General features: G+C 73.6%; 15 protein-coding genes. 7 read left to right on the top strand and 8 right to left on the bottom strand.

Translation table 11 applies throughout. The features are described 5' to 3' along the window. The first annotated feature begins 40 nt into the window (after positions 1 to 40). Positions 41 to 940, top strand: coding sequence for an aminodeoxychorismate lyase (locus Y09_RS08525; protein WP_053917329.1), 900 nt, complete (start codon positions 41 to 43; stop codon positions 938 to 940). Here the strand turns inward: Y09_RS08525 and Y09_RS08520 are convergent, their stop codons facing one another. Continuing rightward, positions 941 to 1,906 carry a sugar-binding transcriptional regulator gene (locus tag Y09_RS08520; RefSeq protein WP_053917328.1) on the bottom strand — a complete coding sequence of 322 codons (966 nt, stop codon included), beginning with the start codon at positions 1,904 to 1,906 and terminating at the stop codon, positions 941 to 943. A gap of 111 nt (positions 1,907 to 2,017) precedes the next feature. Here Y09_RS08520 and Y09_RS08515 point away from each other — a divergent pair, with 111 nt between their 5' ends. The 6 genes from Y09_RS08515 to Y09_RS08490 all read left to right on the top strand — a co-directional run bounded on the left by Y09_RS08515 (position 2,018) and on the right by Y09_RS08490 (position 6,427). Next, positions 2,018 to 2,521: a PTS sugar transporter subunit IIA gene (locus Y09_RS08515; RefSeq protein WP_053917327.1), complete on the top strand. Its 504-nt coding sequence runs from the start codon at positions 2,018 to 2,020 to the stop codon at positions 2,519 to 2,521. Then, positions 2,518 to 2,985, top strand: coding sequence for an NUDIX domain-containing protein (locus Y09_RS08510; protein WP_053917326.1), 468 nt, complete (start codon positions 2,518 to 2,520; stop codon positions 2,983 to 2,985). Before Y09_RS08515 ends, Y09_RS08510 begins: the two co-directional genes overlap by 4 nt. Before the next feature lie 69 nt (positions 2,986 to 3,054). Next, positions 3,055 to 3,903, top strand: a complete 849-nt coding sequence (locus Y09_RS08505; RefSeq protein WP_053917325.1) for an aldo/keto reductase — start codon at positions 3,055 to 3,057, stop codon at positions 3,901 to 3,903. Between the two features lie 292 nt (positions 3,904 to 4,195). Then, complete coding sequence (locus Y09_RS08500) at positions 4,196 to 4,777, top strand: RNA polymerase sigma factor (RefSeq protein WP_053917324.1); 582 nt, start codon at positions 4,196 to 4,198, stop codon at positions 4,775 to 4,777. Continuing rightward, entirely contained in the window at positions 4,774 to 5,610 is an 837-nt protein-coding gene (locus Y09_RS08495; RefSeq protein ID WP_053917323.1) for a hypothetical protein, read from the top strand. Before Y09_RS08500 ends, Y09_RS08495 begins: the two co-directional genes overlap by 4 nt. Before the next feature lie 25 nt (positions 5,611 to 5,635). After that, positions 5,636 to 6,427 (top strand): serine hydrolase, encoded by a 792-nt coding sequence (locus Y09_RS08490; RefSeq protein ID WP_053917322.1) that lies wholly within the window; start codon positions 5,636 to 5,638, stop codon positions 6,425 to 6,427. 10 nt (positions 6,428 to 6,437) lie between these two features. Here the strand turns inward: Y09_RS08490 and Y09_RS08485 are convergent, their stop codons facing one another. The 7 genes from Y09_RS08485 to Y09_RS08455 all read right to left on the bottom strand — a co-directional run bounded on the left by Y09_RS08485 (position 6,438) and on the right by Y09_RS08455 (position 13,685). Next, on the bottom strand, positions 6,438 to 6,908 hold the full coding sequence (locus Y09_RS08485) for an SRPBCC family protein (protein ID WP_053917321.1): 471 nt from the start codon (positions 6,906 to 6,908) through the stop codon (positions 6,438 to 6,440). Positions 6,909 to 6,978: 70 nt separating this feature from the next. After that, positions 6,979 to 8,067: a C40 family peptidase gene (locus Y09_RS08480; protein WP_148639589.1), complete on the bottom strand. Its 1,089-nt coding sequence runs from the start codon at positions 8,065 to 8,067 to the stop codon at positions 6,979 to 6,981. 82 nt (positions 8,068 to 8,149) lie between these two features. Next, positions 8,150 to 9,292 carry a dipeptide epimerase gene (locus Y09_RS08475; protein WP_082358715.1) on the bottom strand — a complete coding sequence of 381 codons (1,143 nt, stop codon included), beginning with the start codon at positions 9,290 to 9,292 and terminating at the stop codon, positions 8,150 to 8,152. Further along, on the bottom strand, positions 9,289 to 10,440 hold the full coding sequence (locus tag Y09_RS08470; RefSeq protein ID WP_053917319.1) for a DUF819 domain-containing protein: 1,152 nt from the start codon (positions 10,438 to 10,440) through the stop codon (positions 9,289 to 9,291). Before Y09_RS08470 ends, Y09_RS08475 begins: the two co-directional genes overlap by 4 nt. Before the next feature lie 167 nt (positions 10,441 to 10,607). Next, a complete protein-coding gene (locus Y09_RS08465; RefSeq protein WP_053917318.1) occupies positions 10,608 to 10,934 on the bottom strand; it encodes a DUF3870 domain-containing protein in 327 nt (108 codons plus the stop codon). A gap of 104 nt (positions 10,935 to 11,038) precedes the next feature. Continuing rightward, the gene (locus Y09_RS08460; protein WP_053917317.1) at positions 11,039 to 12,022 is read right to left on the bottom strand and encodes a hypothetical protein; all 984 of its coding nucleotides are present in this window, start codon (positions 12,020 to 12,022) and stop codon (positions 11,039 to 11,041) included. A gap of 184 nt (positions 12,023 to 12,206) precedes the next feature. Next, positions 12,207 to 13,685 carry an NAD-dependent succinate-semialdehyde dehydrogenase gene (locus Y09_RS08455; RefSeq protein ID WP_200716778.1) on the bottom strand — a complete coding sequence of 493 codons (1,479 nt, stop codon included), beginning with the start codon at positions 13,683 to 13,685 and terminating at the stop codon, positions 12,207 to 12,209. Position 13,686 lies beyond the last annotated feature (1 nt).

Here is a 13,686-nt window from a genome sequence, read left to right as displayed (position 1 = left end):
CGGCTCCGCACCCCGGCGGGCCCCGTGAAGGAGCAGTGACATGACCGCGACCAGCCCCCGTACCCCCGCCCCGGTGCTCGTGCTCGTCCCCGGCGCGACCGGGGCACCGGCCGATGGCGGACCCGGCTACCGCCTCGCCGACCCCACGGTCCCGCAGCTCTCCGTCACCGACCTCGTCGCCACCCGCGGCGACGGCGTCTTCGAGACCATCGGCGCCTTCGACGGCAGCCCCGTCAACGTCGGCCCCCACCTCGCCCGCCTCGCCCGCAGCGCCGAGATGATCGACCTGCCCGCCCCCGACCAGGCGCTGCTCGCCGAGGCGGTCGACGCCGCGATCGCCGCCCACGAGAGCGTCGCCGAGCTCAGCGTGCGCGTCATGCTCACCCGCGGCATCGAGGGCGAGGGAACCCCCACCTGCTGGATCCACGCCCGCGTCTCCGACGACTGGGGCCCCTGCCGCGCCGGGATGCGCGTCGCGGTGCTGGACCGGGGCCTTCCCACCACCGCCCCCGCCACCAGCCCCTGGCTGCTGCCCGGCGCGAAGACCCTCAGCTACGCCGTGAACATGGCCGCGGTGCGCGAGGCGAAGCGCCGCGGCGCCGCCGACGTCCTCTTCGTCTCCAGCGACGGCTTCGCGCTCGAGGGCCCCACCTCCACCCTGCTCGTGCGCCGCGGCGACACCTTCCTCACCACCCCCGCGAGCGCCGGCGTGCTCGCCGGCACCGCCGTCGCGACCCTCTTCGCATGGCTGCGCGAGCAGCAGGGCCTCGTCACCGGCGAGGAGCTCATGACCATCGAGGACGTGAAGGGCTCCGACGGCGCCTGGCTGCTGTCCTCCACCCGCCTCGCCGCCCCGATCACCCACCTCGACGAGCACGAGCTGCCCGTCGACGCCGAGCTCACCGCCCGCTTCGAGCGGGTGCTCAAGGGCGGGATCTGATCAGGCGCGGGATCTGAGCGCGAGCACCTCGCGGGCGAGGTCGACATCCACCACCAGGGTGCCGATCGCGCCGCTGCGCAGCACCCCCACCACCCCGGGCGCCTTCTCCTCCCCGGCCGCGACGCCCAGGACCTCCGGGATCCGCAGCAGCTCCGAGAAGGTCACCGCGAGCACCCGCTGATCCGTCGGCGCCCCGAGCGGGATCCCCTCGGCGTCCACGAACCGGCCGCACACATCGCCCACCGGGCGCTGCGCCTCGAAGGCCGCGCGCTCCTCCTCGCCGAGCGCCATCAGGTCCAGCACGTGCGGGGAGGAGTGCACGCCGAGCGAGCCGATGCCCACCACCGCGAGCTCGACCTGCGCGGCCGCCTCCAGCACGGTGCGGATCGAGGACTCCGCCCGCAGCGTCGCGACCGCCGTCGCGGACTCCAGCACCGCCGGGGCGTAGAGCGTCCGCGGCGTCGCCCCGAGCCGGGAGGCGAGCACCCGCAGCACGGACTCGCCGGAGTCGAACTGGTCCAGGGCGCTGTGCCCGCCCACCAGCGGCAGCACCGTCGGCGTCGGTCGGGGGCGGAGGGAGTCCAGGGCGGCGACGACGCTCTGTACGGTCTGCCCCCAGGAGACGCCGAGGCTGCGCACCCGGCCCGCGCGCTCCGCGATCAGCGCCGCGCCCTGCCGCGCGACCGACTCCATCGCCGAGGCCCGTGGCGCGGAGACCACATGCACCTCCCGCAGCGAGAACGTCGCCCGCAGCGCCGCCTCGAGCGCCTCGTCGCGGCGCGGCGGGCCGTCGGGGTCGTGGATCGTGATCTCGACGATCCCGCGCTCCCGGGCCTGGGAGAGGATCCGCGAGACGTTCGAGCGGGAGAGTCCCAGCTCCTTCGCCACCTCCGTCTGCGAGCGGCCCTGCTCGTGATAGAGGCGCGCCGCGCGCACCACGAGGGCGGTGTCTCGAGGGGCGGGCATGGGCTCTCCTGGCGGGCGGCGGCGCGGGACGCGCCGGACGGAACGAGCCCAGCGTACGCAGGCGAGCGCCGACGGGTGCCAGAATCAGGGGGTCGCCGTCCGGGAGGAACCATGAGCACAGATCCGCGCACGCCCCGCGCACCGCTCGCGCTGAGCCTCGTCCTCGCCCGCCTCGAGGCGGCCGACGCGGCCGACGCGCTGCGCACCCTCGCCGGGCACCTGCTGGACGACGGCGCCGTCACCGAGGCCTTCCCCGAAGCGCTGCAGGCGCGCGAGCAGCGCTACCCGACGGGCCTGCCCACCCCGATCCCCACCGCGATCCCGCACGCCGACCCCGAGCACGTGCTCGTCCCGGGCCTGGCGCTCGCGACCCTCGCCCGCCCCGTCGCCTTCGGGGAGATGGGGGCCGGCGGCGGCCAGGTCCCGGTGCAGCTACTGGCCATGCCGCTGCTGACCGACGCGCGCGAGCACCTCGCCGCCCTGCAGCGCCTGATGGCCCTGCTGCAGGACGAGCAGGCGGTCGCCGCGCTGCTCGAGGCCGAGGACGCCGAGACGCTGAGGGCACGGGCCGAGGCGCTGCTGGGACGGGCCGAGGACGAGGAGGAGATCGCATGAGGAGCCCCAGGCTGGGAGTGAAGGCCCTGATCGTCCGCGAGGGGCAGGTGCTGATGAACCGCTACCTGGAACCGGACGGTCGGGAGGTGTTCGCCCTGCCCGGCGGCGGGCAGGAGCACGGCGAGGACCAGGCCGCGGCGATGGTCCGCGAGTGCCGCGAGGAGATCGGCGCCGAGGTCGAGGTGCACCAGCCCGCCTGCCTGTTCGAGATCATGATGGACCGACGCATGGTCGACGGCTCCCCGATCCCGCCGTTCCACCAGGTCAACGTCGCCTACTGGTGCGGACTGGCCGAGGGGCAGGAGCCCGGGGAGGGCACCGAGCCGGACCCCGGCCAGGCCGGCACCGCCTGGCTGGCGCTGGACCGGCTCGGCGAGCACGTCGTCCACCCGCCCGAGCTCGCCCGCTGGCTCGAGCAGGACCCCGGCTCCCGACCGTTCAGCCTCGGAGTGTGCCGCAGCTGAGCTGGCGATAGCCTGGTGGGAGTGTCCAGCGGCGGTCGAGTCCGCCGCGACCCGAGAGCAAGGAGCAGCATGACCACCTCGCCCCGCATCGACTTCCACGACGGCCGCTCCATCCCGCAGCTCGGCTACGGCGTGTGGCAGGTCGAGAACGAGGTCGCCGCCGACGTCGTCGTCAAGGCCCTCGAGGCCGGCTACCGCCACGTCGACACCGCCCGCGGCTACAACAACGAGGCCGGCGTGGGCCAGGCCCTGAAGGCCGCCGGCCTCCCGCGCGACGAGGTCTTCGCGACCTCTAAGGTCCCCAACCAGGACCAGGGCCGCGACGCGACCCTGCGCTCCTTCGACGCGACCATGGAGGACCTGGGCCTCGACGAGCTCGACCTCTACCTCATCCACTGGCCCGCCCCCTCCAAGGGCCTGGCCCTGGAGACCTGGAAGGCGCTCGTGGAGCTCAGGGAGCAGGGCCGGATCCGCTCCATCGGCGTCTCGAACTTCCGCCGCGAGGACATCGAGACGATCGAGGCCGAGACCGGCGTGCTGCCCGTCCTGAACCAGATCGAGGTCCACCCGTACCTCGGCAACGCCGAGCTGCGCGCCTTCCACGCCGAGAAGGGCATCGTCACCGAGGCCTGGTCGCCGCTGGGCCAGGGCGGCGGCGAGCTCGAGGACCCCGTGGTCACCGCCGTCGCCGAAGCGCACGGCGTGAGCGCCGCCCAGGTGCTGCTCGCCTGGAACCTCGCGCTCGGCAACGTGGTGATCTCGAAGTCCGTCACCCCCGAGCGGATCGCCGCGAACCTCGCCTCCCTCGAGGTCACGCTCACCGACGACGAGCTCGCGAAGATCGCCGCGCTCGACAAGGGCGCCGCCGGCCGCCAGGGCCCGGACCCCGACACCTTCGCCGGTCACCAGGGCGCCTGAGCTCGACCCGTACGGCCGCGGCCCCGCCGCACACCACGACGCGCCGCGTCTCCCTGAAGGGAGGCGCGGCGCGTCGTCGTGCCGGGCGAGCTCCGACGAGGTCGGCTCCGCCGCCGGGGTGACGCCGTCCGTCGGCCGGCCGTCGCTCTCGCCGCCCGGTCGCGGAGGGTTTTGCTGCCGTGGGGACTCATGCGCGCCCGGGCATGAGTCGTGGCGTCACAGAAGTTGCGGGCGGCGCAGCCTTAGGGTCGGGCTTCGACACACCGGTGCCGGTGCCGGACAGGAGAGGGATGTGAGCACACCGCAGAGTCCCGATCCCGAGCAGCGATTCACCGCCCTGTTCGACGGCACGTACGGCGACGTCCTCCGCTTCGTCCGCCGTCGACACGGGGGCGAGGGCGCGGAGGACGTCGTCGCCGAGGCCTTCTTGGTCGCCTGGCGCAGGCTCGAGGACCTGCCCGAGGATCCCGGCGACGCCCGGGCCTGGCTGTTCGGAATCGCCCGGGGGACGCTCGCCAACTCGCGGCGCAGCGATCGTCGCCGGGACGCGCTCGGGGTGCGGCTCGCGGGCCATGACGCCCGAGCCGGGCAGGTGAGCGACGACGCGGCGACGCTGCGGCTCGATGTCGGCCGCTCCTGGACGCACCTCACCCAGACGGAGCAGGAGGTCATCGCCCTCACCGTGCTCGACGGTCTCACCTCGACGCAGGCCGCCCGAGTTCTCGGCATCACTCCGGTCGCCTACCGGCTGCGGCTCTCCCGCGCCCGGCGACGGCTGCGTCGCCTGGTGGAGGGCGGCCCTCTGCCGAGCCCCCGTACCGCCGCCGACCGCACCGCACGCCCTGCCGACACCGCCTGGGAGGCGACCTCATGAAGACCACGACGCTCGAGAACACCTTGCGGACGCTCGATCCGGCTCCGCCGACAGGCGACGGACGCCCCGCACGGGCCGATGCGGATCTCCACCGGATCCTCGCCACCCCGCGCGACGGCGGCGACCGCTCCGATCACCGGTCTGTCGGCGACCGTCCTGCCGTCGGCGCCCGCCCGCTCGTCGGCCGTCCTCGACGCGCGCGATGGCGCGCCGGGCTCGTCGCCGTCGCCGCGGCGACGCTGATGGTGACGACGGGCGTGGTCGGAGTCGACATCCTGCGGCCCACGACGGCTTCCGCGACCTGGACACCGGTGGGGGAGGCAGTTCCCGCCGATGCTCCCGGGGTGCAGCAGTGCGAGCAGTGGTGGCAGGTCGAGTCCTCCGAGCTGCGACCGGTCCTGCAGGAGCGTCGCGGGGCGACCACCCTGGTCCTCGCCGCCGACGACCAGGGCCGCGAGCTGCTGTGCACCGCGACCCTCAGGGACGGGCAGGAGCCGATCGGCGGGATGACCTCGCTGGAGGAGCCTCCGATCGCCCGGCTCGCGCCGCACGAGGTCTCGACGACCTTCGTCGCCACGACGTTCGAGGAGGCCATGCCGCAGAACGGGTGGCAGGCCGAGGGATCCACGGCTGTCGCCGGCGACGTCGGGGAGGACGTGACACGGGTGGTGCTCGAGACCGGCGCAGGGCCGGTCGAGGCGAGTCTCGCCGAAGGTCGCTTCGCCGCCTGGTGGCCGATCGAGGACGACTCCGACCCCCACCCCGAGGTGCGTGCGCAGATCACCACCGCCGACGGGGAGACCCGGACCGTGACGCTGCGCGAGCGGGGCTGACCCGCCGACGTCATAGGGTCGGGGCATGTCGCTGCCCACCGCCGCCGCCCCGACCGAGGTGCGCCTCGCGCACTGCCTGCTCGACGCCGACGGCGCCGTGCTCTCGGCCTCGCGTGCCGACGAGCCGTTCTACGCCGCGAGCACGATCAAGCTGCACCTGCTGCTGGCCGTGCTGCGCGCCGCCGAGCAGGGCCGGCTCGACCTCGACGCGGAGCTGCCCGCGACGCGCACCTTCACCGGCGCCGACGGGGAGGAGTTCACCCTGTCCGGCGACCACCTCGATCCCACCCACCCCGAGCCCGGCACCGCGATCGCGCTCCGTGACCTCGCGACGAGGATGATCGACCGCTCCAGCAACGAGGCGACCGACCAGCTGCTCGAGCTCGTCGGCCTCGATGCCATCGCGGTGGTCGTCGGTGAGCTGGGGCTCGGGGCGACCCGGGTCGAGAGGCTGATCGGGGACGCCGCGGCGCTCGAGCGGGGCCTGACCAACGAGACCTCCGCCGCGGACCTCGCCCGCACCATGCACCACCTCGTCGCAGGCCCCGGCCTCTCAGGCGACTCCCACGAGCTCGCCCTCGCGGCGCTGTGCGCGCAGACGATCCCGATCATCGCCACGGTGCTGCGCGACGGCGTCCGATGGGGGTCGAAGTCCGGGTGGGTCGACGGGTACCGGCATGACGTCGCCTACGTCGAGGATCCCGCCGGGGCCGGGCGCCGGATCCTCGCGGTGATGACCGCGGGACTCGCGGAGGACGAGGCCGATGCGAGGATCACCGCACTCGCCACGGAGCTCCTGCCCGGGCTCACCGCCTGAGCGAGGAGCCTCAGCGCGCGCGACGGGCCGCGGCCGCGGCGATGTCCGCGAGATCCTGCGTCATCGTCGGCTTCGAGGCAGCGAGCCGGAAGCGGGCCGAGGCGCCGTCGACCAGGGCTCGCGGCCCGCGCCGCACCGGCAGCTCGGCGACGCTCTCGAGGCGCAGCTCGGTGTCCCCGCCCACGAGCTCCCGCAGCGTGAACACGGTGCGATAGCCGATCTCGCCCACCGCGGAGCGGATCACCGTGCGCTGGAGCGGCTCGGCCTCGACGACCTCGAGCTCCATCGTCCCGGTCATCCCCAGCATCGAGCGCGTCTCCCGCCAGCGGGTGCCCTCGGCGTAGGGGCCGCCCGTGAGGATCTCGACCTCCTCCACCCCGGTGAGCACCTGCGGGGTCCCGGCGATGTCGGTGAGCACCTCCCAGACGGCCGCGGGCGGGGCGTCGACGGGGTGGACGAGCAGGAAACGAGGGGCGGTCATGGCCCCGAGGGTAGGCCGCGCGCCGCCCGACGGGACGGAGCGCCCGACGGGCGGCGCGGCCGCACGCGGCTCAGGCGTCGATCACGCGACGCGCCCCGGCGTACTCCCCGGTCGGGTCGTACTCGGTCAGCGACATGATCTCCACGCTGCGCGCCGCGTTCGGGGCCTGCATGATCAGGTCGTCCCCGAGGTACAGGGCGACGTGGCGGATCGAGTCGCCGTCCGGCTCCGTCGCGAAGAACACCAGGTCGCCGCGGCGCAGGTCCTCCCGCGCCACCTCCGCGAGACCGGAGTGGTTCATCTGGTCCCCGGCGTCGCGGGCGATCGAGATGCCGTGGTGGTGGAAGAGCGTGTACGTGTACCCGGAGCAGTCGAAGCCCCAGGCGCTCACGCCCGCCCACAGATAGCGCAGGCCCAGGAAGCGCTCGCCGGTGGCGATCACGTCCTCGACCGTCGGCTCCGGCGGCTGCTCGCCCTGCGCCCGCACCACCACGTCGGCGGAGGGCAGATAGGCCGGACCGGCACCGGGCACGGCGACCTTCACGGCCTTCGCGGTGCGGCCCAGCACAGGCAGGATCGTGTCGAAGGAGACGTCGATCCCGGGGTGGTTCCCGGACGGCGTCCCGGTGAGGGTGCTGGTCAGCGCGGTGACGGTCGCGGTCTGGGAAGTCTCGGTGCGGCGGGCGAAGCCCTCGTCGACCACGAGATGGGAGACCGGGACCCAGCCCGGGTAGCCGCGCGGATCGCGCGGGGTGGACTGCGCGGTGACGACCACGTGGGCCCAGTCGCCGTCGATCTCGTCGACGATCACCTCGCTGCCGAGCACGGCCTGGCTCTCCAGCTCGCCCGTCAGCCAGCGCCGGGTCTCGGTGTCCTCCATGTTCGCGTTCCAGGCGTCGAGGTCGACGGGGGCCGACACCGCCGGATCGTCGATCCCGGGCCGGTTCGTGCGCGGATCGACCCACAGCGTCGTCGCGGAGACGGCGACATGGGCGCGATCGCCCGGGGCGGGCGCCCTGCCGGCGGCGGGCCGCGGCGAAGGAGCGGCGGAGGCGGGGCCGAGCGCGGCGAGGGAGGCGACGGCGAGGCCGGCGGTGCCGGTCGCGGCCAGGCGCAGCCCGTCGCGTCGGGTGAGGTCGGGGGTTCGGCGGATGGTCATGGCATCTCCTTCAAGGGGACGGCGCCGGGGCGCCGACGGGGGAGGGTCGTGAGGGATCGGGGGCGGTCGGACAGCTGGCTGCTCACCGATCACCTCCCTCGGCATCCTCGTCGGGGCGGAGCAGCTCGAGCCCGAGGCCGGGCCCGCCGGAAAGGCGCAGCACGCCGCGCTCCTGGACGATCCCGCCGCGGGGCAGCGCGGAGGCGAACCAGGCCGGCGGGTCCAGGTCGATCATCGTGATCGCCGGGTGCGCGAGCGCGAGGTGCGCGGCGGCCGTGATCGAGATGCGCGGCTCCATCATGGCCCCCAGCATGCAGTCGATCCCGGCCCGACGTGCCGCCTCGGCGACCTCGACCGCGCCGCGCAGCCCGCCGGTCTTGGCGAGCTTGATGTTCAGCAGGTCGCAGGCCCGCGCCTCGATGAGCCGGTGCGCATCGACCGCCGACCACACGGCCTCGTCGGCCATGATCGGCAGGGACACGGCGGCGGTGACGCGGGCGAGCCCCTCCACGTCGGCGGCCGCGACGGGCTGCTCGACGAGCTCGACGGGCAGGCCGTCCTTCTCGAAGCCGGTGATGATCTCGACCGCCTGGTCGGGCAGCCAGCCCTGGTTCGCATCCAGCCGCAGTCGCGCCGACGGGGCCGCCTCGACGACCGCGGCGAGCCGCTCGCGGTCCTCGGCGATGTCGTGGCCGAGCTTGATCTTCAGGATCTCGTGCCCGGCCGCGACGGCCTCCCGCGCCCGCTCCGCCATGGTCGCCGGCTCCTCGAGGGAGACGGTCATGTCGTTGCGCATCGTCGCCACCGCGCTGCCGCCCAGCAGCTCCACGAGCGGCCGCCCCGCCGCGCGGGCCCAGGCATCGTGGAGGGCCACCTCGAGCGCCGCCTTCGCGCTCGTCGCCCCGGGCATGGCCGCCGCGATCCGGGCGGAGAGCTCGCCGATCGTGCCCCGCGCGCCGCGCAGCGCGGCGCCGAGCGGCCCGTCGAGCGCGGCGAGGATGCTGGCGGCGTCCTCGCCGGTGACCGCGACGGTCTCCGCGGCCGAGCCCTGCCCGACCGCGCCGCCGGCGAGCTCCACCTCGGCGACCACGTACTCGACCGCCTCGGTGCGGCGGGCCGCGGTGACGAAGGGATGGCGCAGCGGCGCCCGATGGAGGTGGCGGCGCACCGCCGCCACCTCCAGCACCGCCTGCTCGGCGTCCTTCTCCATGGGACCGCCGCTCACAGCGCCGACATGATCTGCGCGGCGGCGAGGCCGAGGAAGGTGCCCAGGAACGAGCCCATGAGCGCCATCAGCACGCCGACCGGCACGAGCTGGCGGTTGAAGGCGCTGGCCACGACCGGCGCAGAGGCGATCCCGCCGATGTTCGCGGTCGAGGAGACCGCGATCGAGAACAGGTCGGTGCGGGTGAGCTTGGCGTAGACGACCATGATCGCCAGATGCAGCAGGACGACGAGCAGGCCGATCAGCAGGTACAGCGGCGCCTGCGTGAGCGCGGAGAAGTCGGAGCCCGCGGCGATCTGGCCGATCACGATGAACAGCATCAGCGTCGCGATCTCGGTGGAGCCGCCGATCCGTCCCAGCGGCGTCTGGGCGATCACGAGGCCGAGCACGGAGACGATGACGATGGTCCAGGTGGTCCCGTTGACGACGTCGCCCAACTCCGGGAGGAGGCCGCCGACCCAGATCGCGAGGGTCGAGACGAACAGCGAGCCGAAGACGACGGTCGCGAGGGACTGGACGGTGATCGGCGCCTCCTCCGTCTCGAAGTCGTCGCCGTGGTCGATCAGATGCGTCGAGCGGGCCTTCGTGAAGCGGTCGAAGCGGCCGGAGATCGCGACGGAGGAGAAGGCGACGGTGAGCCAGATCGAGTAGATGAGCGTGTCGGTGATCAGGGCGTAGCCGAAGATGTTCTCCGGCGCCTGGAGGATGTCCTGCACCGCGACCATGTTCGCGCTGCCGCCGGTCCAGGAGGCCAGCAGTGCGCCGAGCACCTTCCACGCCTCCGGGTGCAGGGCGCTCTGGAAGGCGAGGAACACGCCCACCATCGCCACGAACAGGGAGGCGGCGGAGACGGCGTAGGTCAGCAGCAGCCGCGGGCCGAGCTTGATGATGCGGCGCAGGTCGCAGCCGAACAGGAACAGTAGGATCATCGCCGGCAGGACGACGTCCTTCACGGCGGCGATGGGGGCGCGGGTCGCATCGTCCTGCCCGAACACCCCCGCGGAGTTCAGGGCGGCGCACAGCAGGTACATCAGCACCATGCCGGGCACGTACTTGAACAGCTTCCAGCCGGTGGTGCGCTCGAGCACGATCAGCGCGCACGAGAGCGCCAGCAGGACGCCGAGCATCAGCAGTCCGTCGGTGATCACGGGGTCTCCTCGGTGAGTGGGAAAGGGGCTGCGGCCGTGCCCCCGGCGGAAGCGGGGACAAAAAAATCGGAAGCACCGGGAACCGGCGCCTCGGGCGAGGCGCGGTGCGGTGCTTCCGACGGGATCCGGTTCGGTGAGGTTCCGGGCGGACGGCTGCGGGTATGCGGTTATGACTCCTGGTCGGGGAGGGCCGACAGGTCACGGTACTTCGCGGCGGCGCTGCGCACGGCGGCGGCGAGAGCCTTCTGCGAGGACCCGTGGTACCTGTCGGTGATCGACTCCACCAGGGCGTCCTCCTCGAGCAGGGATCGACCGACCACCAGCTCGCGGACGAACTCGACCGTGAGCGTCAGCGTGGCGGTGCAGTCGGCTGCCTGGATGACGTGGGTCTCAGTATCGACGACGAGGCCGACGAAGAACAATCCCCACTGCGTCGTGATCGGATTGTTGCTCGGGGACTTCGCCTCACCCGTGAGGTAGATCGTGCGGGTCATCCGGTGATCCTATGCGGGTCCTGGAGATGAGGCGCGGCCGACGACGGGAGCGGCCCCGGACCGGGCGGTGCCCGGCCCGGGGCCGCGTCGTAGGAGGGAGGAGGTCAGCGGAGGTTCGCCGGACCGGCCTGCTCCGCGGCCTTCTCGGCCTCGGCGCGACGCTCGTCGCGCTGGGTGTCGAGGCCCTGGGCGTGGTCCGCGGGGGCGGACTGCGCCTTCAGCGCACGCTGCTGGGCGGCGGGCTGGAGGTCGACGAACTGGCCGCCGAGCTCGCCGCGGACGCGGTTCTCGGCACCGGTGGGCGCGGGGTCGTTGCCCTCGCCGGTCAGGTCGCCGCGGATGATGGTGTCGGTGACGTCGACGCCGTCGGTGTTGTCCGAGGCGGTGACGTCGCCGCCGAAGTAGGTGGCGCCCTCGCAGGTGATCTTCTGGCCGCCGGAGCCGAGCTGCACGCCGGCGTTGCCGGTCAGCGACGCGTCCCCGTCGAGCTCGCCGGCGCAGAAAGTGGTCCCCTCGGTCGCGCCGGCGACGGTCAGGTCGCCGGCGAGGCTCGAGTCGAGGATGTCGGTGAACTCGGTGTTCTCGCTGGTCACGTTGCCGCCGATGGTGTTGCCGCTGAGGTGCACGAGGCCCTGGGCGACGTTCACGCGGCCGGAGATCGAGGAGTCGTAGGAGTACAGGAAGGGCGAGGCGCCCTCGGCCGCGCGGCCGTTGTAGTTCCCCTCCACCGCGGACTCGTCGAGGTAGACGCCGTAGCCGCCGTTGGAGACGACGTTGCCGGCGATCTCGGAGGTGGAGGCGTCGAAGTAGCCGTCGCCCTGGACGACGACGCGGCCGCCGACGGAGGAGTCGGTGATGAGGAGGTCGGCGCCGGCCTGGACGCGCACCTCGCCCTCGACGGTGACGTCTGTGAGGACGCAGGACGTGTCCTTCGCGACGACGAGGTCGCCGGGGACGGTGACCGAGGAGGCCTCGCCGTCGCAGCGGGTGGTGAGTGCGGCGCTCGCGGAGCCGGCGGTGGCGGCGATGCCGGCGGCGGCGAGAGCCGCGGCGGAGAGCAGGGTCACGGAACGGGAGAGGGTGCGCACTGGGGCTCCTTGGTCGCCGCGCCGGGCAGGGCGGGGCTGTGGGGTTCGATAGGGGTGCGTCACGACCGTAGCGACTCAGGTCACAACGAACAATCGGATCCGCGACATTCGTCGGAATTCATCGAGTGTTCCCCTGCTCGTGCCCCGGGCGACGAGCTCTCGTCCCCCTCGCCCCGGCCGCAGGTCAGAGCGGGAGTCGCACGTAGGTCGTCTCGAGGTACTCGGCGAGCCCCTCGTGGGAGCCCTCCCGGCCCAGCCCCGACTCCTTCACCCCGCCGAAGGGGGCCGAGGGGTCGGAGGCCACGCCCAGGTTCACCGCAACCATCCCCGACTCGAGCCGTCCGGTGACGGCCGTGATCTCGCCGAGGTCCTCGCCCATCACGTAGGCCATCAGCCCGAACTCGGTGGCGCCTGACGCCGCGATCATCTCCTCGACGTCGTCCAGCACCGTGATCGGCGCGAGCGGACCGAAGATCTCCTCGCGCTGCACGCGCGCGTCCCGCGGCACGTCGCCGAGCACCGTCGCCTCGTGGAAGAAGCCCCCGCCCTCGCCGGTGCCGCCGCCGGTGAGGACCTTCGCGCCGCGCTCGACCGCGTCGGCCATCAGCTCCTGGACGGAGTCGACGGCGGCCCGGTCGATCAGCGGGCCGAGGGTCGTGGCGGGATCCGCGCCGGGGCCGAGCACGAGCTGCTCGGTGCGCTCGACCAGCCGGTCGGTGAACTCCTGCGCGACAGAGGAGTGGACGTAGAACCGGTTCGCGGCGGTGCAGGCCTCGCCGTTGTTGCGGAACTTCGCGAGCATCGCCGCCTCGACCGCGGTCTCCACGTCGGCCGAGGGGAGGACCAGGAAGGGAGCATTGCCGCCGAGCTCCATCGAGGTGCGCAGCACGTGTTCGGCGGACTGCGCGATGAGGGTGCGGCCCACCGCGGTGGAGCCGGTGAAGGAGACCTTCCGCAGCCGCGGATCGGCCATCAGCGTCGAGGACAGGCCCTTCGAGTCGCTCGTGACCACGCAGTTCACCACCCCGTCGGGCACGCCGGCCTCGGCGAGGATCGCCATCAGCGCCAGCGAGGTCAGGGGCGTCTTCTGCGCGGGCTTGAGCACCACGGTGCAGCCGGCCGCGAGGGCCGGGCCGATCTTCCGCGTCCCCATCGACAGCGGGAAGTTCCACGGTGTGATCAGGAGGGTGGGGCCGACGGGCCGGACCGTGGTGAGCACGGCGTGGTCGGCCGCGGGGGCGTGGCGGAACCGGCCGGGCTCGCGCACCGCCTCCTCGCTGAACCAGCGCAGGAACTCCGCGCCGTAGGAGACCTCGCCGTACGCCTCGGCGAGCGGCTTGCCCATCTCCAGGGTCATCAGCGCCGCGAGGTCGTCGGCCCGCTCGTGGCACAGCTCGTAGGCGCGGCGCAGGATCTCCGAGCGCTCGCGCGGCGTGGTCGCTGCCCAGTCCGCCTGCGCGGCGCAGGCGGCGTCCAGGGCCTTCGCGCCGACGGAGGCGGCGTCGGCGTCGACCACGCGGGTCAGCGCCGCGCCGGTGGCGGGGTCGATCACCTCGAGCGCGGCGGTGCCGCCGAGGAAGCGGCCGCCGACGAAGGAGCTGGTCGGGGTGCGCTCGAGCACCTCCGCGATCCGGGTGGGGGTGAGGGCGGGCTGCTGGGGCATC

Origin of the sequence: Brachybacterium sp. SW0106-09, assembly GCF_001293905.1 — a bacterium.
GTDB classification, from domain to species: Bacteria; Actinomycetota; Actinomycetes; order Actinomycetales; family Dermabacteraceae; genus Brachybacterium; species Brachybacterium conglomeratum.
The sequence above is the reverse complement of the archived record's forward strand: the minus strand, read 5'-3'. Positions and strand labels throughout refer to the sequence as shown.

What these genes read in the sequence shown, in the direction of transcription:
- Y09_RS08525 (WP_053917329.1), top strand. Translation starts at nt 41, where the DNA reads ATGACCGCGACCAGCCCCCGTACCCCCGCCCCGGTGCTCGTGCTCGTC.
- Y09_RS08520 (WP_053917328.1), bottom strand. Translation starts at nt 1,906, where the DNA reads ATGCCCGCCCCTCGAGACACCGCCCTCGTGGTGCGCGCGGCGCGCCTC.
- Y09_RS08515 (WP_053917327.1), top strand. Translation starts at nt 2,018, where the DNA reads ATGAGCACAGATCCGCGCACGCCCCGCGCACCGCTCGCGCTGAGCCTC.
- Y09_RS08510 (WP_053917326.1), top strand. Translation starts at nt 2,518, where the DNA reads ATGAGGAGCCCCAGGCTGGGAGTGAAGGCCCTGATCGTCCGCGAGGGG.
- Y09_RS08505 (WP_053917325.1), top strand. Translation starts at nt 3,055, where the DNA reads ATGACCACCTCGCCCCGCATCGACTTCCACGACGGCCGCTCCATCCCG.
- Y09_RS08495 (WP_053917323.1), top strand. Translation starts at nt 4,774, where the DNA reads ATGAAGACCACGACGCTCGAGAACACCTTGCGGACGCTCGATCCGGCT.
- Y09_RS08490 (WP_053917322.1), top strand. Translation starts at nt 5,636, where the DNA reads ATGTCGCTGCCCACCGCCGCCGCCCCGACCGAGGTGCGCCTCGCGCAC.
- Y09_RS08485 (WP_053917321.1), bottom strand. Translation starts at nt 6,908, where the DNA reads ATGACCGCCCCTCGTTTCCTGCTCGTCCACCCCGTCGACGCCCCGCCC.
- Y09_RS08480 (WP_148639589.1), bottom strand. Translation starts at nt 8,067, where the DNA reads ATGACCATCCGCCGAACCCCCGACCTCACCCGACGCGACGGGCTGCGC.
- Y09_RS08465 (WP_053917318.1), bottom strand. Translation starts at nt 10,934, where the DNA reads ATGACCCGCACGATCTACCTCACGGGTGAGGCGAAGTCCCCGAGCAAC.
- Y09_RS08455 (WP_200716778.1), bottom strand. Translation starts at nt 13,685, where the DNA reads ATGCCCCAGCAGCCCGCCCTCACCCCCACCCGGATCGCGGAGGTGCTC.